This is a genomic window from Fibrella aquatica (genome assembly GCF_041321135.1).
GTDB classification, from domain to species: domain Bacteria; phylum Bacteroidota; class Bacteroidia; order Cytophagales; family Spirosomataceae; genus Fibrella; species Fibrella aquatica.
In genome coordinates this window covers 112883-138454 of the sequence record NZ_JBGGWF010000008.1, presented here as the reverse complement: position 1 = coordinate 138454, position 25572 = coordinate 112883, and the positions used below count along the sequence as shown (strand labels likewise).

Here is a 25572-nt window from a genome sequence, read left to right as displayed (position 1 = left end):
CCCTCCCCTCCATTTCAGGGGAGGGGTAACCCTGTTAAAAACTCTTAAGTTAACGTACCTGAAAAGTTGATTTAAAGCAGTGTAGGCCTATTTCTCAGGCCAGCTAGCCAACGTCCCTGGCTCCCAGCATACCGGATTAACGCCCTGATGCGTTATTTTTGCACTCCCCTGTTTCAACCGTCCATGCGCTTTTTCTTTACGTTGCTTTTTCTGGTTCCTGCGTTGTGTCAGGCTCAGACACCCCGGTTCATCATTGGCAAAGTGCTGGATCAGGAGAAAGGGAGCGGCGTGAACAATGCCACCGTCATCAATCCACGTACCCAGGCAATGGGGCGCACCAACGCGTTGGGCGCGTTTTACCTGGATGTAAAACCCGGCGATTCGGTGATTGTGCTGAGCCCAAGCCACGGTCGGGCCGGTATAAAATGGGATGGGGTTACCAAAGAGCCGCAATTAGTCATGAAGCGGCAACTTTCCGACGATATAATCAATTTACCCACGCTGACGGTACGTGGCCGACGTGAAGCCGAAGTACGTAAGGAACTGGAGCAAATTCTGCGGGAACCGGAAGCGCGAAAAAACCTGTCGGGCGATCAGATTCTGGGATTAGCCCAATCGCCGGTTACGTTGCTGTATGAGCTATTCAGTAAACACGCCAAAGCCAGCCGAAAAGCAGCCGTCATCAGTCAACAGCACCGCAAGCGAATGCTGGCCAACTACCGGGTTGAACTCATCACACAACGGGCAACCGACCTCCAGGGAGAAACGATCGAAACCTTTCGTGACTATTGCAATTTCAACGACGACTTTGTGCTTCAGGCTTCCGAATACGACCTGACTTTTGCGGTTTTGCAGCGGTATCGTCAATATTCGCGGCATTAAATCACTAGCTTATCCAGTGCATTTATCAGTGTACGCTTCCAGCCCATTTGAGGTTGTATAAAAAAAGAATAAATTTTATAAATCACTGAATTTCAGATCAATAATCCCCGCACTTTGGTCTGCCATACCGAACGTTCAGTGACTCTATTGTGTTACTATAGTATACCATTCTCCCTACTCATAGCTGGCTTTGCCCGTCATGCGATTTGCGTGATATCATTGGTTTGCGTCTATATTTGACCCCAACCGTTATATCTGGCACAGAACGTGAAAGGTCTATATCATCAACTGCAGGACACTTTATGTCAAAGAACTTAGTCATTGTCGAATCGCCCGCGAAGGCGAAAACAATTGAAGGCTACCTCGGTCGCGACTTCACCGTCCGGTCTAGTTTTGGCCACATTCGCGACCTGCCTAAAGACGGCCTGGCCGTTGATGTGAAAAACGGTTTTGCGCCCGATTACCAGATTTCACCCGACAAGAAGCAACTGGTCAGCGAACTCAAAAAGCTGGCTAAAGATGCCGACGAGGTGTGGCTGGCAACGGATGATGACCGCGAAGGCGAAGCCATTTCGTGGCATTTGAAAGAGGCGCTTGGCCTGAAAGCCGATACAAAGCGGATCGTTTTTCGGGAAATCACCAAAAACGCCATCCTGAATGCCATTCAGATACCCCGCACTATCGACCTCGATTTAGTGAACGCTCAACAGGCCCGTCGCGTACTCGACAGGTTGGTGGGGTATGAACTATCGCCTGTGTTATGGCGCAAAATCAAGGGAGGTAGCACGGGCTTGTCGGCTGGTCGGGTGCAATCGGTGGCCCTGCGGCTGGTGGTTGAGCGCGAACGGGAGATTGACAAACACAATTCAAAATCAAGCTTCAAGGTAACGGCTCAGTTTATCGTGGATGGCGGAAAGGTGCTGAACGCCGAACTGCCGAAAAACTTTGCTACCGTAGCCGAAGCGCGTTCGTTTCTCGAGCAGTGTATTGGCGCCACCTTCACGATCAAAAGTCTGGACGTTAAGCCCGCCAAAAAATCACCCGCGCCGCCTTTTACTACGTCTACCCTTCAGCAGGAGGCATCCCGCAAGCTCGGCTACTCAGTAGACCGTACCATGCGCATTGCCCAGAATCTGTACGAAGCCGGTAAGATCTCGTACATGCGGACCGACTCGCTGAACCTTTCAACCGAGGCTGTTGATAAGGCCACTACCGAGATTATGGCGGCATTCGACGAGCGTTATATTCAGAAACGGCATTTCAAGAATAAAAACGAATCGGCTCAGGAGGCTCACGAAGCCATCAGACCAACCAATTTCGGTGATCATAGTGCCGGTGGCGACCGCGATCAGAAACGACTATACGAGCTGATCTGGAAACGGGCAATTGCCTCGCAAATGGCCGATGCTCAGTTGGAGCGTACTACCGTTTCGATCAACATCCGCACCACAGGCGTGCCAACCGACGGTTTCCCGACGGAATTGGTAGCGCAGGGTGAGGTGATCAAGTTCGACGGTTTCCTGAAAGTGTACCTTGAATCGAAAGACGATGAGGATGACGATGACGCAAAGGGCATGTTGCCGCCCCTGACCATCGGGCAGGAGCTGGACTTAAGCCAAATGAAGGCGTCGGAGAAATTCACCCGTCCGCAACCGCGTTATGCTGAAGCATCGCTGGTGAAGAAACTCGAAGAAATGGGCATCGGCCGCCCGTCGACCTACGCGCCAACTATTTCCACGATCATCAACCGTGGGTACGTTACCAAGCAGGATAAACCCGGCCAGGAACGTACATTCCTGGAGTACACGCTTCAGGCCGAAACCATTACGGAAACAAGCGGTAAAGAAACGTTTGGTTCAGAGAAAGCCAAGCTTTTCCCGACCAATACCGGCGTAGTGGTCTGCGATTTCCTAATGGAATACTTCCCGGGCATTGTCGATTACAAGTTCACGGCCAACGTGGAACAGGAATTCGATGAAATTGCGGGGGGCAAGCTCAAATGGCAGACTATGCTACAGGGTTTCTACGGCGATTTCCACAAGAACATCGAAGACATTCAGGGCGCAGCGGCTGGTGTAAGCTTCAAGACCGGAGCCCGCGAATTGGGGATCGACCCTAAAACGGGCAAACGGGTATCGGCCCGCCTGGGCAAATACGGCGCTTACGTGCAAATCGGCGAATCGACCGACGACGAAAAACCACAGTATGCCAACCTGCGCGACGGTCAGTTGATTGAGTCTATCTCGATCGAGGATGCGTTGAGTCTGTTTGGTCTTCCCCGCGAAGTTGGTTTCTTTGAAGATCAGGCCATGATCATTGGCGTGGGCAAGTTTGGGCCCTACGTGAAGCATGACGGCAAATACGTGTCGCTGTCTAAGGAAGACGATCCATACACCATTACAGCCGAACGGGCTACTGAGCTAATTCAGCAGAAACGCGCCGAGGCCGTCAGCGAATCGATTGGTGAGTTCGAAGGTAAGCCGGTGACTACGGGCAAAGGCCGGTTTGGTCCGTATGTAAAATACGAAGACAAGTATATTTCACTGGCCAAAGGCGAGCAACTGGCAGGCATTACGCTGGAAAGAGCGATTGAACTGATTCAGCAAAAGCGCAATGCCGAAGCGAACAAGTATATCAAGGAATTCCCGGAACGCCCTGAAATCAAGGTAGTCAACGGCATATATGGCCCCTATCTGGCGGTCGGCAAACGTAATGTCCGCTTACCGAAAGATATTGACCCGGCTGAATTAACGCTGGAACGCTGCCTTGAACTGGCCGGTGAAGACCCTAAAGGCGAGACAGCCAAGAAGGCTCCCGCTAAAAAAACAACGGCAGCAAAGGCTACAACTACCAAAGCACCTGCCAAAAAAGCAGTAGCCAAGAAGAAGTAAATAGACTTGCTCATCAACAAAAAAAGCCCCGATACTCTCGGGGCTTTTTTTGTTGATGAATAGGTTGATTGCTGATTTGAAACGAGAAACGTAGGCAGTAGGTCGTTTTTTTTGACAGGATTTCCGTATCTTGATGATATGGAAAAGCGTCAGAAAATCGTCGTATTAACGGGGGCAGGTATTAGTGCAGAGAGCGGTATTGCTACGTTTCGCGATTCGAACGGCCTGTGGGAAAACCACCGGATCGAAGACGTGGCAACTCCCGAAGGCTGGCACAAAGACAGGCAACTCGTTCTGGATTTTTACAATCAACGCCGCAAACAGGCCTTATCCGTCGAACCCAACGCCGGGCATTACGCATTGGCCCGCCTTCAAGCCTATTACGACGTTTCGATCATAACCCAAAACGTAGATAGCCTGCACGAGAAAGCAGGGTCAACGAATGTGATTCACCTGCACGGCGAATTGTCGAAAGCGCGTAGTTCAATCGATGAATCGTTGGTGTACGAAGTAGACGGTTGGGAAATAAAACTGGGTGATCAATGCGAGAAAGGATCGCAACTGCGGCCACATATTGTTTGGTTCGGGGAGTCGGTTCCCATGATGGAAGAAGCCGTTGATGTGGCCCTTACGGCCGATATCTTCATTGTGGTGGGTACGTCGCTCGTAGTTTATCCGGCAGCGGGCCTCATCGATTTCATTCCGAAAACGGTACCCATCTATGTGGTTGACCCCAACCTGCCCGATATCAGACCCCGCCCGAACCTGACCCTCATCGGTGAACCCGCCAGCATTGGCATGACTCAGTTGGCCGACAAGCTCATTCTGGAGGCCAGTCAGAAAGAAAAGACCGTGTAAGCAAGCCCACTATCGCCCAGTCTTGTTGTAACGCCATGACACTGGCGGAAAAAACGCGACTGGCGCACCAACTCCTCAACGAACAGTACGGCATTCAGGCTATTTACGGCTACAAAGACCCCATGCATGAATTAGTCGGTACGATACTCTCGCACCGGACCACACATGCCAACGAGGTGACGGCCTACCGCCGAATGCGTGAGGAGTTTCCAACCTGGGAAAACGTTCGCGATGCTCCGCTGGCTGATCTGGTTCAGGCTATTCAAACAGCCAATTACCCGGAAGTAAAAGCACCTTATATTCAGCAGTTGCTTAGGGTATTGATTGCCGAGCGAGGCGAAGCAAACATCGACTTCCTGGCCGATCTATCGACCGAGGAGGCTATGCAGTGGCTGACCCGGTTACCAGGAATCGGCCCAAAAACGGCTACCCTCCTGCTGCTTTTCACCTTTCATAAGCCCGTGTTACCCGTTGATACGCACGTTCATCGGGTTACGCAACGAATCGGTGTTATTGGCCCAAAAGTGAGCGCCAGCAAAGCACACGACCTACTTTTGTCCGCCCTGCCCGCCGACGCTATTGAGCTGTTTAATTTTCACAAGCACTTCTACTGGCACGGGCAACGTACCTGCACCTGGTACACGCCTGCTTGTCACGAATGTGTACTGGCCCCTCACTGCGACTATCTACAGTCGGGTAAGCAGACGATACTGAGCAGTACGCCTACCCGCAAGAAATAGCATCAGCTACTGCACCGGTTTGCCTTTTTGCATTCGCTTCAGTCGATCTTTATACGCATCAACATCGCTCGCACCGGTCTGTGCCGATAGCAGTACGGCTTTTTCCTGCCATTGAACGGCTTGCTCTTTCTGACCCATCTGGTACAGTAAGCAGGCACAAACACCCATCGCATTTGGCGTTTCGGTTAGCTGGTTGGCCTGACGCACATAATCGGTCATGGCTTTCAGCTTTGCTTCATCTTTTACTTCCTTAAAGAAAGACCAGCCAATATTACACAGTTTGTAATAGTTCATCCAGAAGGTGGTAGAATCGCGCGTCTTGGCTTCCAGAGTCAACGAGGGGGCTAGGTGTGTTTTAACGTATGCTTCCGCTTGCACAGCATACTGGTCCCACTGTTTCATGGATTCGTAAAACTGAATCTGGTAGTCGGCTTTTTGCTCGTCAACGCGTTCATCTACAAGCTGCTCAACGGCTGTCATCAGCACAGGTAACCGATCTTCACGGCGATTTTCGGCCGATCTGTTTATATCCTGACTCAGAATGATCCGGGCCCGGTCAAGAAATCGGACGTCTTTCTTGTTAGCCACCAGCACCGAAAATGCTTTGCTATCGACCCGCTCGGCGTTTTCATAAGCAATCATCAGATTGACCAGTTTGTTGAGCGAATCGGCAGGGAGCTTAGTCAGGTAATCCTCGACAATGGCTTCTCTGTCCCGCCCATATTTCCGATTCAGTTTCAGAATTGCCCGCATCAGTTCAGGCGTGCGGTTTCCTTCTTCGTAACTCTGCATATAAAAGGCTAGGTCAATGCCATCGTTTGTGCGCAGAAATGCCTGTTCACCCTCTTTAAGAAAGAATTCAACTGGCCGGTAGCCAACAAACGTATGCACCAGCTCACCATCGCCGTTGATAAAAAGGCCGGTCGGATAAGCCCTGACATTGTACTGCGAAGCAATGGCAATTCCCCCGTGTTCGGCATCGGCTTTGTAGTTGATAAACTGGCCGTTGAACCGCTTACCTACTTCGCTATTCCTGAACACCTCACGGTCAAGCATTTTACAGGGTCCACACCAGTCGGTATATACGTCGACGAAAATTAGCTTTCGCTGAATTTTGGCCTCTGCCAACACATCTTTCCAGGCTTTTTTCTGGAAGTTAATCTGCGCAACGGTTAAACCGGGCAACAGACACAACACCAGCAGGAAACGTACAGTTAGGATCATCACTCCGTATCTATTTTTTCTAACAAGTGTACATAAAGTCAAGTATTAAATCAACAAAAAATGGGTTACCGGTAGTAAAAAAAGCTACCAATAACCCATTTTTGATACAATTGTCTGGTTGGCCCTATTCGCCTATTTGACGACCATATTTTTGTTCGTGAAACGCCTGAGCCTGACTCACCCAATTATCGCGTTCTATTCGACCGGGAAAAAACTCGATCAGTTCGTTTACCTTATCGATATCTTCTTTGGCAAAATTACCTACCTGACGAAATGTATAAATTCCCAGACTGTGGAGTTTGCGTTCGAGAAAGGGGCCCACGCCAACGATATCTTTCAGATCATCGGCTTCAGTAGCCATTGCCCGACCAATTCTGTCGAAGTTAACTTCGCCTGCCCGCGCTGCAATTCGGGTCAATACATCATCTTCTGACGTGATACCGGGGGGAGTTGCTACGGCTACCGACGGAATGACTGGCTCGCTAATTGTTGGCTGAACAGGCTCGGTAACCGGCGCGATTACAGTCGACACCAAAACGGGTGGCAATTCTACGGGTACTTCCAGCACCGGAGCAGACATTACCGGCACAATCAGAGGCTCTGTAACAGTGGCAGGAACAACTACCTCAGTTCTGATGGTGTTGGCCGGTACTTTGACGGCGGCTTTTGAGCGGCGGCAGTTTTCCAGTTCGGCTTCTTTATCCGCAATGGCGGCCTGTAAGGCATTTACCCGACTATTTAACAGCAGGCGAGCAATCAACCACCCCACGAAGGCTGCCAGGGCGAGTAGCAAAAGTATTTCGATGATAGCTACTGGGCGACTAAAAGGATCTAATCCAAACATGAGTGTAAGGGGTTAAGCGTTACGTTTCTTGCGTTCAAACTCAGCCGATTGGCCTACCCAGTCATCACGCTCGATGCGACCGGGGAAAAACTCGATGATATCATTTACCATCGCCACATCTTCGCGGCTAAAATTGGCAATCTGTTTGAACGTGTAGATACCAATAGCGTGTAGTTTTTTCTCTAGAAACGGCCCAACACCCACGATATCTTTCAAATCATTGGCCTCGGCGGCTGAGGCCCGGCCAATACGATCAAAATCGAGTTCCTTGGCCCGTGCACGTACCCGGTTCAGAATCAACATTTCCTGATCAGCAGGATCCGTCGGCATGCGCAAACAGTCGGCAAGTTCACGCTCGGTGCTGGCTAAATCGCCTTCCAGTTGAGCAATGATGCTCTTCCGCGAAATGTAGCCAATAATAAAGCCCAGCGTGCCAGCTACAAACAGCATAATCCAGTGCTGTAGGGTAGCATCGGGCAAATTCAGGGGATTCATTGTAAACATAGTGATTCAGCTTTTTCGATTATTGGACAACAACAGTTACACGGCGGTTAGCTTTACGGCCATCCAATGTCTCGTTCGATTCTTTGGGTTGTGATTCACCTTTAGCCTCAACCGTAATCTGGTCGCCATCGATACCTGCTCTTTTCAAGCGACTCTTCACCGTTCCAGCACGGGCTTTCGATAATTGAAGGTTAATGGCGTCGGCCCCTAAATTGTCGGTATGGCCGGTCAGCAACAGTTTTTTGTCTTTATGTTCCTTCAGGTACGTGGTTGCTTCGGCAAAAAATTTCTTAGTTTCCGCCGTTTCAATATAGCTTGACTTGCCGGTTTTAAAATACAGGTCGATGGGTTTGAACACGGAGGTAAACGTCTGTGCATTGGCCAGTGCTTCCTCTGTTTTGAGAGCAGCAGTAGTAGTTGTTTTAGCGGCTGTATCGACTGCCGGAGTAGCTGCACCGGCAAAGGCGAAGGCCAGACCGCCATACAGCGAATCGCCCTGCGCATTATATGGCATCAGGTCGCCATTCGCATCACCGATCAGGATACCGGCTGTTCCTAACTGACTGGCATTAACGCCCAACTCAACCAATTCGGCCTTGATGGCTTCGGCCCTTGCAAGCCCCAGATTTGGGTACGTCGACGCGTTTTGTTCATCGGCCTGATAATATCCATTGATGGTCAGTAATCGGTCTGGATTTTTTTTCAGATAATCAGCCAGGGTTTGAATCGTGTTGCCGATCGTTGCCGTATTGGCCACGATTCCTGATTTGGCGTAACTGAAATTACCAGGTACGTTTAGGTTTAACCGATCAGCATCGACAATCGACAGGGCGGGCATGGCGATGGTTGCAGTGGCAGATTCAGCCACGGGGGCAGTACCACAAAGCTGCTTGATCTTGCAGACGTGCCACCACGCCGATCCGCCCATCCAGAGAAGGAGCAGGATAATCCAGGGGGTTTTGTTAGTGAACATAGAGGAAGGGTAATTGTTGAACCTACTCGGCTAGTCAGGTATACGAAAACGGTTAGACGAAGCAGAGAGGAAATGGTCATCCAAAAATAGGCCTGTGTTTCGTAAATGCAACAATATCAAGGGATTTCAAGTGTTCAAGTAGCTTTAAATGGTTGTACTTGGCCTATAGACTGAATGCAGTAAATACTCATAGTTCTGAGTTTTCTCGCATAAAAAAACCTTCCCCGTTTGAGAGGAAGGTTTTTTTATGCATAACGGGCAGCGGCTTAATGACCACCAACTACCTCTGCGAAGAGTACATTAGCCAACATAGCCGCACGTTGCCGCGACATGGCCATGTTGTCCGTGGTGTTCACACGAACGTTCAAAATGTGGTTGTTCAACAAAACATGCAATGTTTTCGTCGACGCATCCCAAACTGCTTTATCACCAATACCTGGATATGCGGCAAAACGAGTGGTGCTTACGGCAGGCGTGGCTAATCGGGCAGCGGCAGCTGTTACGCGCGAGACACTTGTTGCCGTATCATTTTGGGCCGACGTATCGCGCTTTGCAATGGTTCCGGTGGCCGATTCGGCAGGCAACTCAGCACCCGTTCCCTCTGGAGCTGGACCACTTAGTGGGCCTCTGCCAGTCATATCTGGGTCAGCATCTTCCGTCATGGGCGTAGCTGGCTTGTTCTGATACATACGATCGAAAGCGTATTCGGCATGATAGATAGACTGATAGGGACGCGACGATGCGAACGACACATCTACTTCGTTTTTGCCCCAAACAAACTTGCCGCCATTTTTTTCGTCAATTGTTTCGATCTCGGTGCCGTCTTCCACATTAAACGTACCGCGTACAAACTCTTCGGCGAGCATGGTGCTTGCCTTTTCGTAAAGTGCGTCATTCGATAGCGAACGCACGCCCACAACCTGACGGGCTAGTGGCGCACCTGAATCATTGGCACCTTCTTCTGTGGCAGGTCGGCAAGAGATCATGCCAAGGAAAGCAAAGGATAATAAAATGGCTGACTGTTTCATAACTTGATTTATAGCTATGACATCAACTCTGTTTAGTGGCAGAATGTTGCAAGGGTTATTCTGAAATCTGGTCGGCTTTAACCGGACATACGCTGCTTTTTATGACGTATTTTTGCCACACATGAATGCAATTACCCATATCGATTTACCGCAGGGACGCCAGATCTACTTCGCGTCTGACTTTCACCTGGGTACTCCTTCACCTGCCCAAAGCCGTGAACGTGAGGCGGCGGTGGTGCGATGGCTGTGCCGGGTAGAAGCCGATGCGGCCGCTATCTTTCTGGTTGGCGATGTCTTTGATTTTTGGTTCGAGTACAAGCACGCTATTCCAAAAGGGTTTGCCCGGTTGCAGGGGAAACTGGCCGAATTGGCTGATGGCGGTATGCCCATTACCCTCTTCACGGGTAACCACGATATGTGGATGCGCCATTATTTCACCGACGAACTGGGCATTCCGGTCTACCGACAACCCCGCTCCTATCAATTAGGTGATAAGCAGGTACTCATTGGCCACGGCGATGGCTTGGGGCCCGGCGACCATGTGTATAAGCGACTCAAAAAAGTGTTTGAAAGTGGCCTGGCTCAGCAAACCTTTCGGTGGCTTCACCCCGATTTGGGTATTGGGTTAGCACAAGCCTGGTCGCGCCGTAGCCGGATTAGCAACTCAAAAAAGGGCGAAGAAATATTCAGGGGCGAAGAGCACGAATGGCTCTGGCACTACTGCCGCGAAGTGGAAGCCCAAACCCACCATGATTTCTATATTTTCGGTCACCGCCACCTCCCCCTCGATCTGGCCGTATCGCCCACGAGCCGCTACATCAACCTCGGCGAATGGGTCCACGCCCGTACCTACGGCGTTTTTGATGGCAATACCGTTAAACTGGAGGTTTTTCAATGAACAGTTAACAGTTACCAATGAACAGTTATCAGTGGCTTCGTTGATCAACGTACCTGAGCGGAGCCATTGATAACTGATAACTGTTCATTGATAACTGTTCACTGCCCCTCTTTCTTACTTTCCCGATTGGCTTGTTTGATCGATTGGCCGATCATGTCCCATTGGTCTTCGGTTACTTTTTCGAGGTGGCTGAACTCGCCGGCAGCCAGCACTTCGCCGCCATCAATGGTAATGCATTCGCCGGTGACGTACCCGGAAAAATCGGATAGCAGATAGGCGGCTAGATTGGCCAGTTCATGATGCTCGCCGACACGTTTGAGCGGAATTCGACTGGTAGGGTCCATCATACTGGCTAGTGGCTCCGGAAACAGGCGATCCCAGGCTCCTTTTGTTGGAAACGGACCCGGTGCAATGGCGTTTAGCCGGATACCATATTTGCCCCACTCGGCGGCCAGCGATTTGGTCATGATCAATGCGCCACCTTTAGCCACAGCCGACGGAACAACGTACCCGGAACCTGTAGTGGCATAGGTTGTAGAAATGTTCAATACCGTGCCCTTGATATTATTTTCGATCCAGTATTTACCAACGGCCAGCGTGAAGTAATACGTACCCCGCAGCACAATGTCCACCACCACATCGAACGCTTTGTAAGAAAGCCGTTCTGTGGGGCTGATAAAATTACCTGCCGAGTTATTGAGTAAACCGTTCACTTCCCCAAACCGCGCCACCGTATCGGCAATGACTTTCTCGATTGCCAGCGGGTCGCGCACGTCACAGCTGATCGCCATTATTTGACCGGCCCCTGCCTGATCTTTCAACTCCTCGGTTAGCTCCTGCGCTGTTTGATCGAGCACCGCTTGTCGGCGACTACATATGGTCACGTTGGCACCCAGTTGTAGAAAATAGCGCGTCATTGACTTGCCGAGGCCAGTGCCTCCGCCTGTTACAATAATTGTTTTGCCCTTGAGTGCGTCGTCGCGCAGCATACCGGTGTTTGCCATAGGAAGTGAATTAGTGTATGAGCTGGTGAGTGAATCAGTGAGTGACTCGATGCCTGAACCCGCAGCACAACTCGCCCATTCACTAATTAATAGTTTAATAACCTCGGTTAATTTTTTTGTTGAAAGCAGCCTGACGCCGTTCAGCTGTTGCCTCCATGGCTTCCGAAAAATCGATGGATTCCAGTTGCGATGAATTCCATACAGCTACGTATTGCAAACCGGCGTCAATGGATTTGTCGAGCCCATAGTTGAGCACGGCTTTTGCACCCTGTACTGCCAAATGAGCATTATCGGCAATCTGATGCGCCATTTCTTCAGCTTTGGCAAATAACTCGTCGGGTGTGTCGAGTATGTGGTTAACTAAACCGGTACGCAGCGCAAAATTGGCGTCGTAATCACCAGCGGTAAAGGCCATTTCACGCGTGATGCCTTCGCCCACAATACGCGGTAACCACTGTAACCCTCCTATATCGGGTGTGATGGCCAGTTTCGCTTCGCGCAGACTGAATTTGGCCGTGGCTGAACAAAGGCGAATATCGGCCGCTGAAATCATATTCAACCCACCGCCGATACACCAGCCATGTACGGCCGCTATAAATGGTTTTGGCGACTCGTGGATTTTCAGAAAACCAGACTGCATCTGCCGGATCATGTCCATCAGTTCACGCCGCCGGTCGGCCATTTGATTGCCCCCCACCATAGCAGCCAGTTTAGGCATCATGTCGGGTAAGTCAAGCCCGTACGAAAAATGGTCGCCGCTGCCGCGCAAAATAACCGCCCGAACATCATCCATCCGGTTTATTTCATCAATTATCTGTGGTAATTCGGCCCAGAAATCCGAGCCCATAGCATTGCCTTTTCCCGGGCCCAGCAAGGTTAACGTCAGTACACCGTTTTGGGTAGCTGTTGAAAGCGATTGATATGTTTCTGCCATGACAAGTAGTATGCACGCATACTATTTTGGTACAGGGCAAAGGTATAAATTCCCCGAAAAAGACAAGAACACTAGCCGAGAAATACCGGAAAATCGTCGAGGAATGTGATGTTGCTGGTTTGGTGGCACACCGAGCAGCAATAATGGGTCATGCCGTTGGTGATGACCAGATACGGCGCCTGATGTACATGATTATACCGCGCCGTCTGATCAAAAACGGCCTGGGTGAGGGGTATATGCGGTGCCTTGCATTCAACAATCAGAAAGGGCTTACCATCGCGGGTGAAGGCCAGTAAGTCAGTGCGTTTCTGGGTAGCATTCAGCACCACCCCTCCCTCTGAACGAATCAGCGATTTAGGATATTGGTAGTGATTGATCAACAGATTCACTACATGCTGACGTACCCACTCTTCGGGCGTTAGTCGAACATGCTTCCGGCGTAACAAATCGAAAATATACGGTTTGCCATTGATCTCCGTAAGTTTGCAATCAAATTCAGGCAGATTCAGCGCGTCCATACACGAAGATAAACGAGATAAAACAGCTAAAACACAGAGATGCACAGAGAAAACACAGAGTTACACAAAGAAATAAGCAAAATAAGTCCGTGTAGCTTCGTGTAACTCTTTGCACCCCTGTGTTTTAGCTTTTTTATCTCACCTTACACTCATGAAAACAAAAGAAGACATTGTGCAGAATTGGCTACCCCGTTACACCGGTACGCCGATTGATCAGTTTGGCGAGTACATTCTGCTGACGAATTTTATCAACTATGTTGAAATGTTCGCCAAAGACCATAACGTAGAAATTTATGGCATCGGACGGGCTATGCAAACCGCCACGGCCAACAATATCACGATTATCAATTTCGGTATGGGCAGTGCTATGGCCGCTACGGTCATGGATTTACTATCGGCAGTAAGCCCAAAAGCGGTATTGTTTCTGGGAAAATGCGGAGGTCTGAAACGCCGTACCCTGATTGGTGATCTCATTCTGCCCATTGCCGCTATTCGGGGCGAGGGTACCAGCAATGACTACATGCGCCCTGAGATTCCAGCCCTGCCTTCGTTCCGGCTCCAACGCGCGGTTTCGTCGACCATTAAAAAACATGAGTTAGACTACTGGACCGGTACGGTTTATACCACCAATCGCCGGATTTGGGAGCACGACGAAACGTTCAAGGAATACCTGCGTGAAACCCGGGCTATGGCGATTGACATGGAAACAGCCACCATTTTCTCGGTAGGCTTCATCAATGCCATTCCGCACGGTGCGTTGCTTCTCGTTTCTGATAACCCAATGGTACCTGAAGGGGTAAAAACGGAAGAGAGCGATAAAATCGTCACGACCAATTTCGTCAATAAACACCTGCAAATCGGCATCGACTCGCTCCTCGAACTTGCCACATCCGGCGAATCAGTGAAGCATTTGCGGTTTGAATAGAGAAGAAGGGAGGAAAGGGAAGAGGGGAAAGAAGGGGAAGAAAGGGATTGCTGACGCCAGCTAATTTGCTATAGCGTCAGCAATCCCTTTCTTCCCCTTCCTCCCCCTCTTCCCTTTCCTCCCTTCTTCTTTTAGTTACAATAATCGCTGATGACCTTATAAGCGGGCGTATAGCCTAGTTCGCCAGACTTTGACAGGTCGAGGCAGCCGCCGTTATCATCGCCGAGGCCGTGACGGATGATACCGCGCACATAGAAAGCTTCAGCATAACGGGGATTCAGTTTGATAGCGCTGTTGCAATCCAGAATGGCTCCTTTCTGGTCATTTTGTGCCGACTTAATGATTCCCCGGCTGAAATATGCTTCGGCATACGTTGGATTTAACTCAATAGCTTTGTTCAGATCGGCAATCGCCGCTTTTGAGTCACCCTGCTTATTCTTGCTGATTCCCCGGCTGAAATACGCCTCTGACCGCTCAGTTGATAGTTCGTTCAGTTTGTTGCGTTCCTGCACCACATTGAGCAGGTTACCAAGCGTAGCACGACTGATCTTTCCGTTGAAAAATACTTTCGACTCCGTGTTGGCATTGTTCATTTCAATGGCCTGATTGAAGTCCTGCACGGCTCCTTTCTGATCGCCCAGTTTACTACGACAGAAACCACGGCCATAATACCCTTTATAGTTGGTGGCATTGAGCGCAATAGCCCGGTCGTAATCGCTGTTTGCTCCTTTATAGTCTTCCAGTTTCCCCTTAGCAAATCCTCTATTCAAAAACGACTCGGCATCGTCGGGCGTGATTTCGATGGCTTTGTTCAGATCCGTGATGGCTCCGCTGTAATCGCTCAATTCAAGCCGTGATGCGCCACGAGCCGCATAAGGCTGCGATTTTTTGGGACTTAACTCGATGAGTTTGGTAAAATCGGCCAGGCTGCCCGAATATTCCTCAAGTTTTTGTTTGGTCAAACCCCGGGCATACAGCACCGCCTGATTATTGGGGTCTAGTTCGAGCGAACGGTTGAAATCCTGCAAAGCACCCCGGTGTTGCTCGAGTTTACTCCGGCTTGCTCCCCGGTTGTAGTAAGCCTGCGGATCTTCCGGGCTAAGTTCGATAGCGCGGCCAAAATCCAGCAGCGCTGACCGGTGGTCGTCCTGCTTACTTTTGCTTACACCCCTGTTTAGATACGCCAGCGCATCCTTCGGATTCAGTTCAACCGCCCGGTCATAATCCAAAATCGCCCCCCGGTGATCTTTCAAATTGGCTTTAGCCAGCCCCCTGTTGTAGTAACTCGCGGCATTATCGGGGTTCATGGTAATAGCCATACTGAAGGCTTGCAGAGCACCCGTAAAATCACCGGTACGGCTTTTAGTAACCCCGGTTTCAAAATAATCGACGGCGGTTTGCTGAGCCAGCAGGGGTGTAACGGCCAGGCTGCTAAGCAACAACAGCGAGCGTAGAATAGGAAGACGTATCACAAATGAGGCAGGATTAATTTGAAAGTACAATTAGCTAACGGACCTTAAAACTACGTAAAGGGGTCGCCTACAACAAATTAAGTTTATTGGTCGCTCACAGACACAGGAAAGAACGGAAGGAATGACACAGAGAAACAGTAAAAATGCGACATTTTGACACACAATTCAATCAAAAGCAGTATTTTTCTGCCAATAAGTCAGCTTTATTCGATTGGTATCAGATTTGAACAAAGACAGTTATCCTGCTACAAAAAGCAGCTAAACAACACACAACCATGAACACCTTATCAAACTCACTTCCTACGTTGTTCGACACGTTTTTTGGGCCTTCACATGCAGGCCGACCTTACATCACCCGGTACACCAAACCTGCCGCTTCAACGCCGGCGGTTAACGTGAAAGATACCCCTACGGCTTATTTGCTTGAAGTGGCAGCCCCCGGTGTTAAGAAAGAAAACGTTGGCTTGTCGGTCAATCAACAAGTCTTGACGCTAACATTTAACCACGAGCAAAACACTGAAGAAACGCAGAATAGCTACGTTCGTCAGGAGTTTAGCTTCCAGTCTTTCGAACGCAGCTTCCGGATTCCCAAAACTGTAAATGTAGAGGCCATCAAGGCTACCTACATCGACGGTATTCTGACGGTGGAACTGCCTAAAATGGAAGAACCTAAGCCAGAAGTGAAGCAAATTCAAATTGCCTAACTCCTAAATATTGACCTAGTACGTAGAAACGGCAACCTTCATTGAGGGTTGCCGTTTTTGTGTTATTCAGGATCAACCAGCCAAATACGGTCTTTTTCTGCACCCTGCTCGGTCCATTCTACCAATACCCGTTGCGTATCGAGCGTGTGTACGCGTTGCCCTACATAATCGGGGTTTATTGGAAGGTCGCGGTTATAGAGCCGGTCAATGAGCACCAGCAACTCTACCTTACTGGGTCTACCAAATGCCGTCATGGCGTCGAGTGCGGCGCGTACCATTCGGCCCGTAGCCATCACATCATCGATCAGAATGACGCGTTTGTTTTCGAGTAAGAACGGCACATTGGTTGTATTGGCCCTAAGCGGCGAATCGCGACGGCGAAAATCGTCGCGGTAGAACGTAGCGTCCAGGTATCCCAACGGAACGGTTACGCCGGGATTGGTAATGGCCAGGGTTCGATTCAGTTCACGCACAACGCGCTCGGCGAAATAAATACCACGCGGTTGCAGGCCAAGCACCACCGAATTGGCAAAATCGTTGTGATTTTCAATCAATTCCTGACTCAGGCGACTGATAACGATCTCCAGCAAAGGGCTGGACAACACGAGACGTTTTTGATTCATGGCTTAAAAGTAGGTTTCCGGCGGTAGTTTCTGGCTTTCAGCAACCAATTTTATGACCTTTGCACTAGCTTAACGCACCAGGTAGTTTACTGAATCACGGTATAAACAATGAAATTTCTGATTGTAGGCCTCGGCAATATTGGCCCCGAATACGCACTGACACGGCACAACGCAGGCTTTATGGTGCTCGACCGAATGGCCGCACAACATGGCTTCACGTTCACGATGAACCGCTTAGCCTACACAGCTACCTGGTCGCACAAAGGCAGGCAGTTTGTCTTCATTAAGCCAACCACGTTCATGAACCTGAGCGGAAAAGCCGTGTCATACTATATGAAGCAGGAACATATACCAATTGAGAATGTCCTGATACTAACTGATGACAAAGATATTGCCTTTGGCAAGCTACGCCTGAAACCCAAAGGATCTCCCGGCGGGCATAATGGCCTACGCAGTATCGATGAACTACTGGGCACACAGGAATATGCCCGGCTTCGCATTGGCATCGGCAACGATTTCTCGCGTGGCCGACAGGTAGATTTTGTACTCGGACAGTTTCCGGAAGATGAATTAATTCAATTGCCCGACTTTCTGGATCGGGCCGGTAACGCGGTGATCAGTTTTTGCACTATGGGCATACAACATACCATGAATAATTACAACCAATGATATAACTATTTGAAGAACTTTTGAATTATATCAAGAGTTACAAAATAGACGTAACGATAATTTAACACCGTATAATATTCTGTTTTAACTGCCAAATAAAGACTTAATTTTGTTTTTTAGGGTTATTCGACGGATTTTTACGAAATATAATTCCGAAGCAACTCTAGTAACTACCTGCGTTATATAAACTTACTGGCGGGCAGCTGTGTTCTATCACTGAACACAAAATAGAATAAAACAATGAAAACGCGTGTTATCTTTGCATCGTTGATTCTTGGATTAAGTATCACGGCAACATCAAACGCGGCCATTGGCGTAGCTACCACCATAAACGATGATAGCCCAGCTGCCAATAAGCCAGCGGGAACAATGCTAATTAATGGTTCAGAAAAAATGTTCAGCACGTATGCTGATCAAAAAATGAATCGGCTTACTCGTCAGCCTTCGTGGCAGACCTGCATGGATGTAGTGACGAAGTACAATGAAAATCCCATTTCAGTACTTGCCTTAACGGCAACAGAACATGAGAATTTCAAACAGGCTGCCTCGGTAGTTTCGAAGCAGTTGGCTAAGCAAAAAGACGGTAACGCCAGCCTGTGGTTAAGTCAGGTTGACAATACAGTTAGAACGATATCATACTTCTGGGTTTTAGGCCAGGAAGTTCCGCAATTACCTGACAATGAGTAGTTATTAATTCTACTAATTTAGTTGGGTTCTTGGAACAAGAAAGTGCTTAAGTTAGTTTTTCAAGTAGAAAAGGTTAAGGGTTTAGGAATAGTCAGTAAAGGGCCGGGTCATTGATCCGGCCCTTTCTTTTTGCCCTGTGTAGATTAAGCGAGGTATATCTACCACACTAGTCGGCTACGGCAATAGCTACCATGTTGACAATTTCGCGTACCGAACTACCCAATTGCAGCACGTGAACCGGTTTACGAAGACCCATCAGCACCGGTCCAATCTTTTCGATCCGACCAATTTCCTTTAATAAGTTATAGGCAATGTTTGAAGCGGCCAGACTTGGAAAAATCAGTACGTTGGCGGGTTGGTCGGCAAGCGGCGAGAAACTGTACGACTCGCGCATCAATTCCTGATTGAACGGAAGGTGCGCCTGCATTTCCCCATCGACAATCCAGTCGGGGTGACGGGCCTGCAACATGGCGGTGGCCTCCTGCATTTTCACGGCATCTTCGCCGGTAGCACTTCCAAACGTCGAATACGACAGCAAGGCAATACGCGGTTCAATACCCAGTCGCCGAACGGCGTGGGCCGTTGTTTCGGCAATTTCCACAATCTCGGCCGTGTTGGGATTCATATTCACCGTGGTATCTGACAGGAAAATAGGGCCCAATCTCGACATCAAGACATACATACCCGACACTTTACGGATACCAGCCTGCCGCCCAATTACCTGCAACGCGGGCCGGAGGGTTTGCGGATAGTTACGCGTAAGACCCGAAATAAGTACATCAGCTTCGCCTGTTTCCAGCAGCACGGCGCCGAAATAGTTACGGTCACGCATCAGATTTTGGGCTTCGGCTAGGGTCATGCCTTTCCGTTTGCGCTTTTCGTGAAGCACCTGCGCAAAGGTTTCCCGCATTCGGTCTTGTCGGGGTGCGCGGTGATCAATAATGCGCGTATCACCCAAATCCAGATTGTGCTCTTTGAGCATGGCGTGAATGGTATCGGGGTTTCCGAGCAGAATAGGCACGGCCATTTTCTGATCACGTACCTCGGCTACTGCCCGCAACACAGACAGGTTTTCACCGTCGGTAAACACCACCCGCTTAGGCGACTGTTGCGCCAGCCGGACCAGATTACGAATGAACGAATTATCCTGCCCCTGCCGTTGCGACAGTTTGAGGTCATACTCAGCCCAATCGCGAATGGCAGTTCGGGCAACACCTGAGTCCATAGCCGCTTTGGCAACAGCAGGAGCAACCATCGTGAGCAGGCGTGGATCAGACGGTTTCGGCAAAATATAGGTACGTCCAAACACGAGACCATCTGTGCCATAACTCCGACTAACTGCTTCGGGTACAGGTCGTCGGGCTAGTTGCGCCAACGCCCGGACCGCCGCCAGTTTCATTTCCTCATTAATTTCGGTGGCCCGAACGTCGAGCGCCCCCCGAAAAATGTAGGGGAAACCGAGCACGTTGTTGACCTGATTTGGAAAGTCGGAACGGCCCGTTGCCATGATAATATCGGGGCGAACGGCGGTAGCATCTTCGTAGGTAATCTCGGGGTTCGGATTTGCCATGGCAAACACGATGGGATCGGGAGCCATGCTTCTGATCATGTCTTGCGTAACCACGCCGCCTACTGAAAGGCCCAGAAAAACATCAGCGCCAACCATGGCATCGGCCAGCACGTACCCAGTCGGGTGACGATCAGTGCAATATTTATACTGATTACCCACCAGATTTGTCCGGTCTTTAGTCAGCAGTCCGTCTTTATCGAACACCGTTATGTGATCTGGAGACACCCCCAGATGAACGTATAAGTCTAGACAGGCGATGGCGGCGGCACCGGCTCCGTTCACCACCAGATTAATCTGGTCGATCTGTTTCCCGGCGAGTTCGAGTGCGTTGAGCAGGGCCGCGCCTGAGGTAATGGCCGTACCATGCTGATCATCGTGCATGACCGGAATGTTCAGATCCTGACGTAACCGCCGTTCGATCTCAAAACATTCGGGTGCTTTTATATCTTCCAGATTGACCCCGCCAAAGGTGGGTTCCAGAATTTTGACGGTACGAATAAACTCCTCGACGTTGGTTGTATCCAGCTCGATATCGAACGCATCAATGTCAGCGTATATCTTGAACAGCAAGCTTTTACCTTCCATGACGGGTTTAGACGCCACTGCCCCGATGTTTCCTAGGCCCAACACAGCCGTACCGTTCGAGATCACCGCAACTAGGTTACCCTTAGCCGTATAATCGTAGGCTAGTTCGGGGTTATCGGCAATGGCCAAACAAGGCTCTGCCACACCGGGCGAATAGGCCAACGACAGATCACGCTGGTTTTCGGTTTCTTTGGTGGGGGTAATTTCAATCTTTCCGGGACGACCCTTAGCATGGTAATGCAAGGCGTCTTCGCGGAGTTTTTGTGACGAAGTGCTCATATGTTTTTGTATCAACACAGAGACACAGAGCGCACAGAGGTATATTACTGCATTATATCTCTGTGTGCTCTACGCCGAGAGGTCGGCCCCCTCTGTGTTGACTCTTATCAGCCACAAAATTACACCGTTCCTAACTCAAAGCCCGATTTTTTCGGCTTGCCCTGACTGGCCGAACGCGTGTTCCATTTTGGTGCGGTCAAATGCTTTTTCGTTGTTGGCCAGCCAGATCGTCGCCACGCCATTTCCAATAAAATTGGTAATACTCCGCGCTTCCGACATAAACCGGTCTACACCAAGCAACAGGGCTAATCCCTCGATCGGAATCACGTTGATGGCCGTTATCGTACTGGCCAGCACGACAAAACCACTACCCGTAACACCAGCCGCCCCTTTCGAGGTCACCATCAAAATGCCGATGATAGTCAATAGCTGACTGACACTGAGTTCTACGTTGAAGACTTGCGCCAGAAAGATCGTGGCCATCGACAGGTAAATCGTGGTACCATCCAGGTTGAACGAATAGCCCGCCGGTACTACTAGCCCCACCACCGATTTGGCACAACCCATCCGCTCCAGTTTCTCCATCAATGACGGCAACCCGGCTTCGGACGAGGACGTACCCAGCACAATCAGTAACTCTTCTCGGATGTAGCGCAGAAAACCAAGAATTGGCACCCGGCAAGTGTACAGAATGCCTCCTAGCACCCCGAAAATGAACAGGGCCATCGTGGTGTACACAGTTATCATCAGTTTAGCCAACGGCAGCAACGTACCCAGCCCGTATTTGCCAATGGTGTACGCCATGCCACCGAATGCACCGATAGGAGCCAGCAGCATCACCTTGTGAAGTCCCTTGAAAATAACTTTCGATGCCTGATTCATAACCGCCACAACCCGATCTCGGCCCTGGTAGCGGGTTAGCACAATGCCGGCTAGAATAGCGCCAACCAGTACCTGCAAGGTAACATTGTCGAGGAAAAACGTCCACCAACTGAAGGTCGAAGCACCTTTGGTGAACTTAGAAATATCGCCTCCGCCCAGGGACGACGTAGCAACGCCATCGCCCGGCCTGATGATATTGGCCACGACAACACCAATCAGCAAGGCAACCGTGGTAACTACCTCGAAATAAAGCAGGGCCTTCGCTCCCACCTTACCCACTTTTTTCAGATCACCCATACTGACAATGCCCAGCGTGATGGTCAGGAAAATGATGGGGCTGATGAAGAGTTTGACCGCACTAATGAAAACACCACTTAAAAACTCACTGAACGTAGCACCGATTGTCAGTTCTTGCCCCATAAAACGACTTTTCAGTGGCGCGTTCAAGACAGGATAAAGAGCTAGGTCGGGTCGAAAATGGCCGATTAGTACGCCCAGCGTAATGGCGGTGAGTACCCAAAATGTGAGGTTTGACAGTATTTTTTTCAATGCAAGAGGGCTTATGAGCGAGATAGGCGGCAAGATAAGGTTTACGAACCAGCGCGTTTAGAAAATACCTCCAAAGTCTACAGGTGGAAAATCAGACTCTCTGGGAATACGGTATGTCTTCAACCACGCCTTCAGGTAAGCAGCATCGGTAAGCGTTTTCAAATCGGCTTTCAGCGCTTTAACGGCTCCTTTCATCGACTTTATATCGGCATTAATAGCGTAGTCCAGACCAATCGCGCTGCTGAATCCATAGGTGCTTCCGCCGGTCATGGATTCCATTTCGCGCTCGATCTGAAACAATTGCCCGTCCAGTTCTTCGACCTGCTGCTTCAGAATCTTGTTGTAGTACTGTAATTGTGTATCCGCCAGCTTTTCCAGGTGTGCCTGATCGATCCGTTCAAATTCGAGTTGCAATCGAAACAGGGCCATGAGGTCGCTTTTCTCGTAGGCGGCTGTGACGCGTTGCATGATGGTCGTTTTACGGACTTTCTCGGCCTCATCAGGTTCACGATCCGGGTGAAAAGCTTTCACAAGATCCATGTACAGCGCCCGCACTGCTTTGGTTATGTTCTGCTCTTCGGCCTGTTTTTTGGCTTCGCGTATCTGCTGTTTCTCTGATTTAGGTCGACTAGCCTGTTTTTCGGCTGCTTCCTGCTGACGTTGCTGCTCAGCCTGGGTACGTTCTCGAAGTTGTTCGTCGATATGGGCCCGTATTTTTTCGGGATCACTCCAATCCAATTCCGGGTCGAATTTGATTCCGAACATCAACTCGGCCATTAGTTTTATCGAAATAGCACTCTGTTCTTCCGCTTCCGACATCGCCGCCTCGAAACCGCCTTCATCGTATCGGTCATGAATATCCACTAATTCATCGTACCCTTTTTGAATCAGTTCGTACGACATCTCGGTGATCAGGTGGGTCAGTTTTTTTCGTTCAGCCTTTGTAAACTGATGGCGTGTATTCATCTGGTCGAACAATTTGACCATATCAACCCGTAACTTATCAAACTGAGTGTGAAGCGGAAGCAGGTCTGTTTGAATGCGCCCTCTACCCTTCTCGATCGCGATGTTCAGCTCCGAAATCAATTTCTCCTGATCAGCAATCCGCTTCGACAAGCGATTGAATACTTTCTGATTCTTGGAGAGTGGTACGGCCTTTTCGGAATTAATCCGAACAAGGTGCTGCTCTGGCTTCTGCGTGCTCATGGTAACAAAGATAGGAAGGTCTCATGTTTGGAGTTCAAGGCTTGGAGTCTAAGATCCAAGGTCTAATGTCCAAGGTCTAAGGTCCAAAGGTTTCGCTTGGGTAAGCTTACGTTGATGCGTCCCGGCTTGTTAGACTTTGGACATTAGACTTCAAGCATGCCGCGTTACACCTACTTTCTCACACCATTTCTCTACGGGGCAGGTAGAACAGTGAGGCAACGTACCTGTGCAGATGTGCTTGCCGAATGGCATTAGCAGCCGGTTAATGTTGATCCATTCCTCAGGCGGCACCTGCTTTTCAAGGACAGCCAGCGTTTGTTCAGGCGTTTTGGTATGTACATACCCCCAACGATTTGTCACGCGGTGGACGTGAATATCTACGCTGATTGCCGCCTGACCGGTAGCTACTCCCAGCGCTAGATTTGCGCATTTGGGCCCTACACCTTTCAGTGACGTCAGCACGGTAAAGTCGGCGGGTAACGTACCTGAAAACTCGGTCATGATGCGCTGCGCAATGCCAAGTATGGTATACGCTTTCTGATCCGGGTACGTTGTTCCGTACAATATAGGAATCAGCTCTTCGGGTGACAGGTCCGCTACTTCGGCGGGCGTACGGGCCAGTTCAAAGAGCCGTAATGACACCGGAATGGTCGTTTCGTCAAGTGTCCGGATCGAAATAATGCACGAAATCAACTGCTCGAAGAGGCTGCTATACCCCTGCTCAAAAAGATCGAACATAGCGGCTTTGGGATACTTCACCATAACCGGTTCAATGGCAGCAAGCACAGCGTTGAGAGGGAACATAAAATGAGTTTCGGGTTTGTAGTTTGACGTTTGATGTTGCGCTGCTGATAACCCAAAAAAGGTTGATCAGCAGCGCAACATCAAACGTCAAACTACAAACCCGAAACTCACACTTTAGTTACCACCATTTCTACGCGCCGGTTTTCGGGATGTGGTTTTCCGGGGGTGTTGTTGATGGGGCGCGAGTGGCCGTACCCAATGGCTTCAACGCGTGTGGCGCTGATGCCCTTGTTAATCAAATATTGTTTGACCGACTGAACCCGGCTACGCGACAGTTCAAGGTTTTTATCGAAATCGCCGATGATGTCGGTGTGCCCTTCCAGTTTGATCGCCATAGTCGGGTTCTGGCGCATCACCATCACCAACCGATCCAGTTCAGGGAATGATTCGGTCTGTAGGTCATACTTCGACTGGGCAAAATAGATATTCTTCAACGTGATTTTCGTGCCTGCCACGATTGGAATAAGGTCGAAGTTGGCCGTTTTTTCAGTCAGGTTGATGCTGATGGTATCGCGCTGCCCAAAGTAACCCGGAGCCGAAACGATTACATCCCAAACCGTAAGTGCATCGCCCGATATAGTGTAAGCCCCATTCTGCGGCGCTGAGCGGATCGAATCGGGCGCGGCATTTCCGTACGACTCTGCTCCCGACAGCAATCGGTAGGTCAGCGTCGCCACGACCGGTTTTCCCGTCTTCGCATCGCGCACTGCGCCTTTTATAGCCAAAGCGGGCGTTTGGGGAGCTGGTGCCACCACTACGGGCTCTGGATCTGGTTGAGGAACAGGCTGGGGGACGGGTTTGGCTGGACGCGGGAACTGCCGGGGAGTAGGTGATGGGGTTGGCTGGGTACGTTTACGCCGGGGCGGATTATTGACATGAACGCCCCAGAAGTTGAAACAGGTGATACCCGGCCGGTTGCGATCCGAACATTCAAACAAGTCAAACACATCGATTCCCGGATCGAGCCTTTCAAAATAGGCCACAAAATCAACCACTTCACCCAACCGCACCTCACGTCGACTGGTAGTGGGAATATTCTGAGCCTTTATAAACTTAAATGAACGTGCGCCTCCATTGGCGTAGAGTTTCGATTCGGGAACAAACTCAATACTACTTCCTGTGCGCGAATCTTCCCGGAAGCGCATATAAATGATGGTGTACTGCGCCGTCAGGTCAATTCGACTGATGAGTACCCCCCTGTGGTTTGCATCGTCGATTCGGGGGCGCTGTGTCGAATACTCTACCGTTTGTGCATGCCCTAAAAACGATGCACAAACGCCCAGAACAATAAGAATACGCGTCAACATGGTATTATGAGC

At 49.9% G+C, this 25572-nt stretch carries 24 protein-coding genes; 9 read left to right on the top strand and 15 right to left on the bottom strand.

What is annotated here, in order from left to right; all coding sequences use genetic code 11:
- Positions 1-183 precede the first annotated feature (183 nt).
- The 4 genes from ACAW87_RS18070 to ACAW87_RS18055 all read left to right on the top strand — a co-directional run bounded on the left by ACAW87_RS18070 (position 184) and on the right by ACAW87_RS18055 (position 5371).
- The gene (locus tag ACAW87_RS18070; RefSeq protein ID WP_370725040.1) at positions 184-882 is read left to right on the top strand and encodes a hypothetical protein; all 699 of its coding nucleotides are present in this window, start codon (positions 184-186) and stop codon (positions 880-882) included.
- A gap of 302 nt (positions 883-1184) precedes the next feature.
- Positions 1185-3773: a type I DNA topoisomerase gene (gene topA / locus ACAW87_RS18065; protein WP_370725039.1), complete on the top strand. Its 2589-nt coding sequence runs from the start codon at positions 1185-1187 to the stop codon at positions 3771-3773.
- Between the two features lie 138 nt (positions 3774-3911).
- Positions 3912-4631: an SIR2 family NAD-dependent protein deacylase gene (locus ACAW87_RS18060; RefSeq protein ID WP_370725038.1), complete on the top strand. Its 720-nt coding sequence runs from the start codon at positions 3912-3914 to the stop codon at positions 4629-4631.
- 35 nt (positions 4632-4666) lie between these two features.
- Complete coding sequence (locus ACAW87_RS18055; RefSeq protein ID WP_370725037.1) at positions 4667-5371, top strand: endonuclease III domain-containing protein; 705 nt, start codon at positions 4667-4669, stop codon at positions 5369-5371.
- A gap of 6 nt (positions 5372-5377) precedes the next feature.
- On the opposite strand, the gene ACAW87_RS18050 is transcribed toward ACAW87_RS18055, so the two are convergent.
- The 5 genes from ACAW87_RS18050 to ACAW87_RS18030 all read right to left on the bottom strand — a co-directional run bounded on the left by ACAW87_RS18050 (position 5378) and on the right by ACAW87_RS18030 (position 9944).
- Positions 5378-6595 carry a thioredoxin family protein gene (locus ACAW87_RS18050; protein WP_370725137.1) on the bottom strand — a complete coding sequence of 406 codons (1218 nt, stop codon included), beginning with the start codon at positions 6593-6595 and terminating at the stop codon, positions 5378-5380.
- 124 nt (positions 6596-6719) lie between these two features.
- Positions 6720-7439, bottom strand: coding sequence for a helix-hairpin-helix domain-containing protein (locus ACAW87_RS18045; protein WP_370725036.1), 720 nt, complete (start codon positions 7437-7439; stop codon positions 6720-6722).
- 12 nt (positions 7440-7451) lie between these two features.
- Positions 7452-7943 (bottom strand): helix-hairpin-helix domain-containing protein, encoded by a 492-nt coding sequence (locus ACAW87_RS18040; RefSeq protein WP_370725035.1) that lies wholly within the window; start codon positions 7941-7943, stop codon positions 7452-7454.
- Positions 7944-7962: 19 nt separating this feature from the next.
- Positions 7963-8916, bottom strand: coding sequence for an OmpA family protein (locus tag ACAW87_RS18035; RefSeq protein ID WP_370725034.1), 954 nt, complete (start codon positions 8914-8916; stop codon positions 7963-7965).
- Between the two features lie 266 nt (positions 8917-9182).
- Complete coding sequence (locus ACAW87_RS18030) at positions 9183-9944, bottom strand: hypothetical protein (RefSeq protein ID WP_370725033.1); 762 nt, start codon at positions 9942-9944, stop codon at positions 9183-9185.
- Positions 9945-10065: 121 nt separating this feature from the next.
- On the opposite strand from ACAW87_RS18030, the gene ACAW87_RS18025 reads away from it, so the two are divergent.
- Positions 10066-10842 carry a UDP-2,3-diacylglucosamine diphosphatase gene (locus tag ACAW87_RS18025; RefSeq protein ID WP_370725032.1) on the top strand — a complete coding sequence of 259 codons (777 nt, stop codon included), beginning with the start codon at positions 10066-10068 and terminating at the stop codon, positions 10840-10842.
- Positions 10843-10940: 98 nt separating this feature from the next.
- Here ACAW87_RS18025 and ACAW87_RS18020 read toward each other — a convergent pair whose 3' ends face one another.
- The 3 genes from ACAW87_RS18020 to ACAW87_RS18010 form a co-directional block, all read right to left on the bottom strand.
- Positions 10941-11831, bottom strand: coding sequence for an SDR family oxidoreductase (locus ACAW87_RS18020; RefSeq protein WP_370725136.1), 891 nt, complete (start codon positions 11829-11831; stop codon positions 10941-10943).
- A 109-nt stretch (positions 11832-11940) separates the two neighbouring features.
- Entirely contained in the window at positions 11941-12780 is an 840-nt protein-coding gene (locus tag ACAW87_RS18015) for a crotonase/enoyl-CoA hydratase family protein (RefSeq protein ID WP_370725031.1), read from the bottom strand.
- Between the two features lie 71 nt (positions 12781-12851).
- Entirely contained in the window at positions 12852-13298 is a 447-nt protein-coding gene (locus ACAW87_RS18010) for a type I restriction enzyme HsdR N-terminal domain-containing protein (protein ID WP_370725030.1), read from the bottom strand.
- A gap of 151 nt (positions 13299-13449) precedes the next feature.
- Here ACAW87_RS18010 and ACAW87_RS18005 point away from each other — a divergent pair, with 151 nt between their 5' ends.
- On the top strand, positions 13450-14223 hold the full coding sequence (locus ACAW87_RS18005; protein WP_370725029.1) for an AMP nucleosidase: 774 nt from the start codon (positions 13450-13452) through the stop codon (positions 14221-14223).
- 131 nt (positions 14224-14354) lie between these two features.
- Here the strand turns inward: ACAW87_RS18005 and ACAW87_RS18000 are convergent, their stop codons facing one another.
- Positions 14355-15680, bottom strand: a complete 1326-nt coding sequence (locus ACAW87_RS18000; protein ID WP_370725135.1) for a tetratricopeptide repeat protein — start codon at positions 15678-15680, stop codon at positions 14355-14357.
- Between the two features lie 290 nt (positions 15681-15970).
- Between ACAW87_RS18000 and ACAW87_RS17995 the strand changes: the two genes are divergently transcribed.
- Entirely contained in the window at positions 15971-16399 is a 429-nt protein-coding gene (locus ACAW87_RS17995; protein WP_370725028.1) for an Hsp20/alpha crystallin family protein, read from the top strand.
- Positions 16400-16461: 62 nt separating this feature from the next.
- On the opposite strand, the gene pyrR is transcribed toward ACAW87_RS17995, so the two are convergent.
- On the bottom strand, positions 16462-17022 hold the full coding sequence (gene pyrR / locus ACAW87_RS17990) for a bifunctional pyr operon transcriptional regulator/uracil phosphoribosyltransferase PyrR (protein WP_370725027.1): 561 nt from the start codon (positions 17020-17022) through the stop codon (positions 16462-16464).
- Between the two features lie 108 nt (positions 17023-17130).
- On the opposite strand from pyrR, the gene pth reads away from it, so the two are divergent.
- Positions 17131-17691: an aminoacyl-tRNA hydrolase gene (pth, locus tag ACAW87_RS17985; RefSeq protein ID WP_370725026.1), complete on the top strand. Its 561-nt coding sequence runs from the start codon at positions 17131-17133 to the stop codon at positions 17689-17691.
- A 240-nt stretch (positions 17692-17931) separates the two neighbouring features.
- Complete coding sequence (locus ACAW87_RS17980; RefSeq protein ID WP_370725025.1) at positions 17932-18378, top strand: hypothetical protein; 447 nt, start codon at positions 17932-17934, stop codon at positions 18376-18378.
- Between the two features lie 166 nt (positions 18379-18544).
- Here the strand turns inward: ACAW87_RS17980 and ACAW87_RS17975 are convergent, their stop codons facing one another.
- The 5 genes from ACAW87_RS17975 to ACAW87_RS17955 all read right to left on the bottom strand — a co-directional run bounded on the left by ACAW87_RS17975 (position 18545) and on the right by ACAW87_RS17955 (position 25560).
- Positions 18545-20812: an NADP-dependent malic enzyme gene (locus ACAW87_RS17975; protein WP_370725024.1), complete on the bottom strand. Its 2268-nt coding sequence runs from the start codon at positions 20810-20812 to the stop codon at positions 18545-18547.
- 135 nt (positions 20813-20947) lie between these two features.
- Positions 20948-22243 (bottom strand): cation:dicarboxylate symporter family transporter, encoded by a 1296-nt coding sequence (locus ACAW87_RS17970; protein ID WP_370725023.1) that lies wholly within the window; start codon positions 22241-22243, stop codon positions 20948-20950.
- Between the two features lie 57 nt (positions 22244-22300).
- A complete protein-coding gene (locus tag ACAW87_RS17965; protein ID WP_370725022.1) occupies positions 22301-23449 on the bottom strand; it encodes a hypothetical protein in 1149 nt (382 codons plus the stop codon).
- A gap of 150 nt (positions 23450-23599) precedes the next feature.
- Positions 23600-24253, bottom strand: a complete 654-nt coding sequence (locus ACAW87_RS17960) for an endonuclease III domain-containing protein (RefSeq protein ID WP_370725021.1) — start codon at positions 24251-24253, stop codon at positions 23600-23602.
- A 107-nt stretch (positions 24254-24360) separates the two neighbouring features.
- Positions 24361-25560, bottom strand: a complete 1200-nt coding sequence (locus ACAW87_RS17955; RefSeq protein WP_370725020.1) for an OmpA family protein — start codon at positions 25558-25560, stop codon at positions 24361-24363.
- Positions 25561-25572: the final 12 nt, after the last annotated feature.

Bases quoted from the DNA above. Each gene is read 5' to 3' on its own strand.
- ACAW87_RS18070 (WP_370725040.1), top strand. From the start codon at position 184: ATGCGCTTTTTCTTTACGTTGCTTTTTCTGGTTCCTGCGTTGTGTCAG.
- topA (WP_370725039.1), top strand. From the start codon at position 1,185: ATGTCAAAGAACTTAGTCATTGTCGAATCGCCCGCGAAGGCGAAAACA.
- ACAW87_RS18060 (WP_370725038.1), top strand. From the start codon at position 3,912: ATGGAAAAGCGTCAGAAAATCGTCGTATTAACGGGGGCAGGTATTAGT.
- ACAW87_RS18055 (WP_370725037.1), top strand. From the start codon at position 4,667: ATGACACTGGCGGAAAAAACGCGACTGGCGCACCAACTCCTCAACGAA.
- ACAW87_RS18050 (WP_370725137.1), bottom strand. From the start codon at position 6,595: ATGATCCTAACTGTACGTTTCCTGCTGGTGTTGTGTCTGTTGCCCGGT.
- ACAW87_RS18045 (WP_370725036.1), bottom strand. From the start codon at position 7,439: ATGTTTGGATTAGATCCTTTTAGTCGCCCAGTAGCTATCATCGAAATA.
- ACAW87_RS18040 (WP_370725035.1), bottom strand. From the start codon at position 7,943: ATGTTTACAATGAATCCCCTGAATTTGCCCGATGCTACCCTACAGCAC.
- ACAW87_RS18035 (WP_370725034.1), bottom strand. From the start codon at position 8,916: ATGTTCACTAACAAAACCCCCTGGATTATCCTGCTCCTTCTCTGGATG.
- ACAW87_RS18030 (WP_370725033.1), bottom strand. From the start codon at position 9,944: ATGAAACAGTCAGCCATTTTATTATCCTTTGCTTTCCTTGGCATGATC.
- ACAW87_RS18025 (WP_370725032.1), top strand. From the start codon at position 10,066: ATGAATGCAATTACCCATATCGATTTACCGCAGGGACGCCAGATCTAC.
- ACAW87_RS18020 (WP_370725136.1), bottom strand. From the start codon at position 11,831: ATGCTGCGCGACGACGCACTCAAGGGCAAAACAATTATTGTAACAGGC.
- ACAW87_RS18015 (WP_370725031.1), bottom strand. From the start codon at position 12,780: ATGGCAGAAACATATCAATCGCTTTCAACAGCTACCCAAAACGGTGTA.
- ACAW87_RS18010 (WP_370725030.1), bottom strand. From the start codon at position 13,298: ATGGACGCGCTGAATCTGCCTGAATTTGATTGCAAACTTACGGAGATC.
- ACAW87_RS18005 (WP_370725029.1), top strand. From the start codon at position 13,450: ATGAAAACAAAAGAAGACATTGTGCAGAATTGGCTACCCCGTTACACC.
- ACAW87_RS17995 (WP_370725028.1), top strand. From the start codon at position 15,971: ATGAACACCTTATCAAACTCACTTCCTACGTTGTTCGACACGTTTTTT.
- pyrR (WP_370725027.1), bottom strand. From the start codon at position 17,022: ATGAATCAAAAACGTCTCGTGTTGTCCAGCCCTTTGCTGGAGATCGTT.
- pth (WP_370725026.1), top strand. From the start codon at position 17,131: ATGAAATTTCTGATTGTAGGCCTCGGCAATATTGGCCCCGAATACGCA.
- ACAW87_RS17980 (WP_370725025.1), top strand. From the start codon at position 17,932: ATGAAAACGCGTGTTATCTTTGCATCGTTGATTCTTGGATTAAGTATC.
- ACAW87_RS17975 (WP_370725024.1), bottom strand. From the start codon at position 20,812: ATGAGCACTTCGTCACAAAAACTCCGCGAAGACGCCTTGCATTACCAT.
- ACAW87_RS17965 (WP_370725022.1), bottom strand. From the start codon at position 23,449: ATGAGCACGCAGAAGCCAGAGCAGCACCTTGTTCGGATTAATTCCGAA.
- ACAW87_RS17960 (WP_370725021.1), bottom strand. From the start codon at position 24,253: ATGTTCCCTCTCAACGCTGTGCTTGCTGCCATTGAACCGGTTATGGTG.
- ACAW87_RS17955 (WP_370725020.1), bottom strand. From the start codon at position 25,560: ATGTTGACGCGTATTCTTATTGTTCTGGGCGTTTGTGCATCGTTTTTA.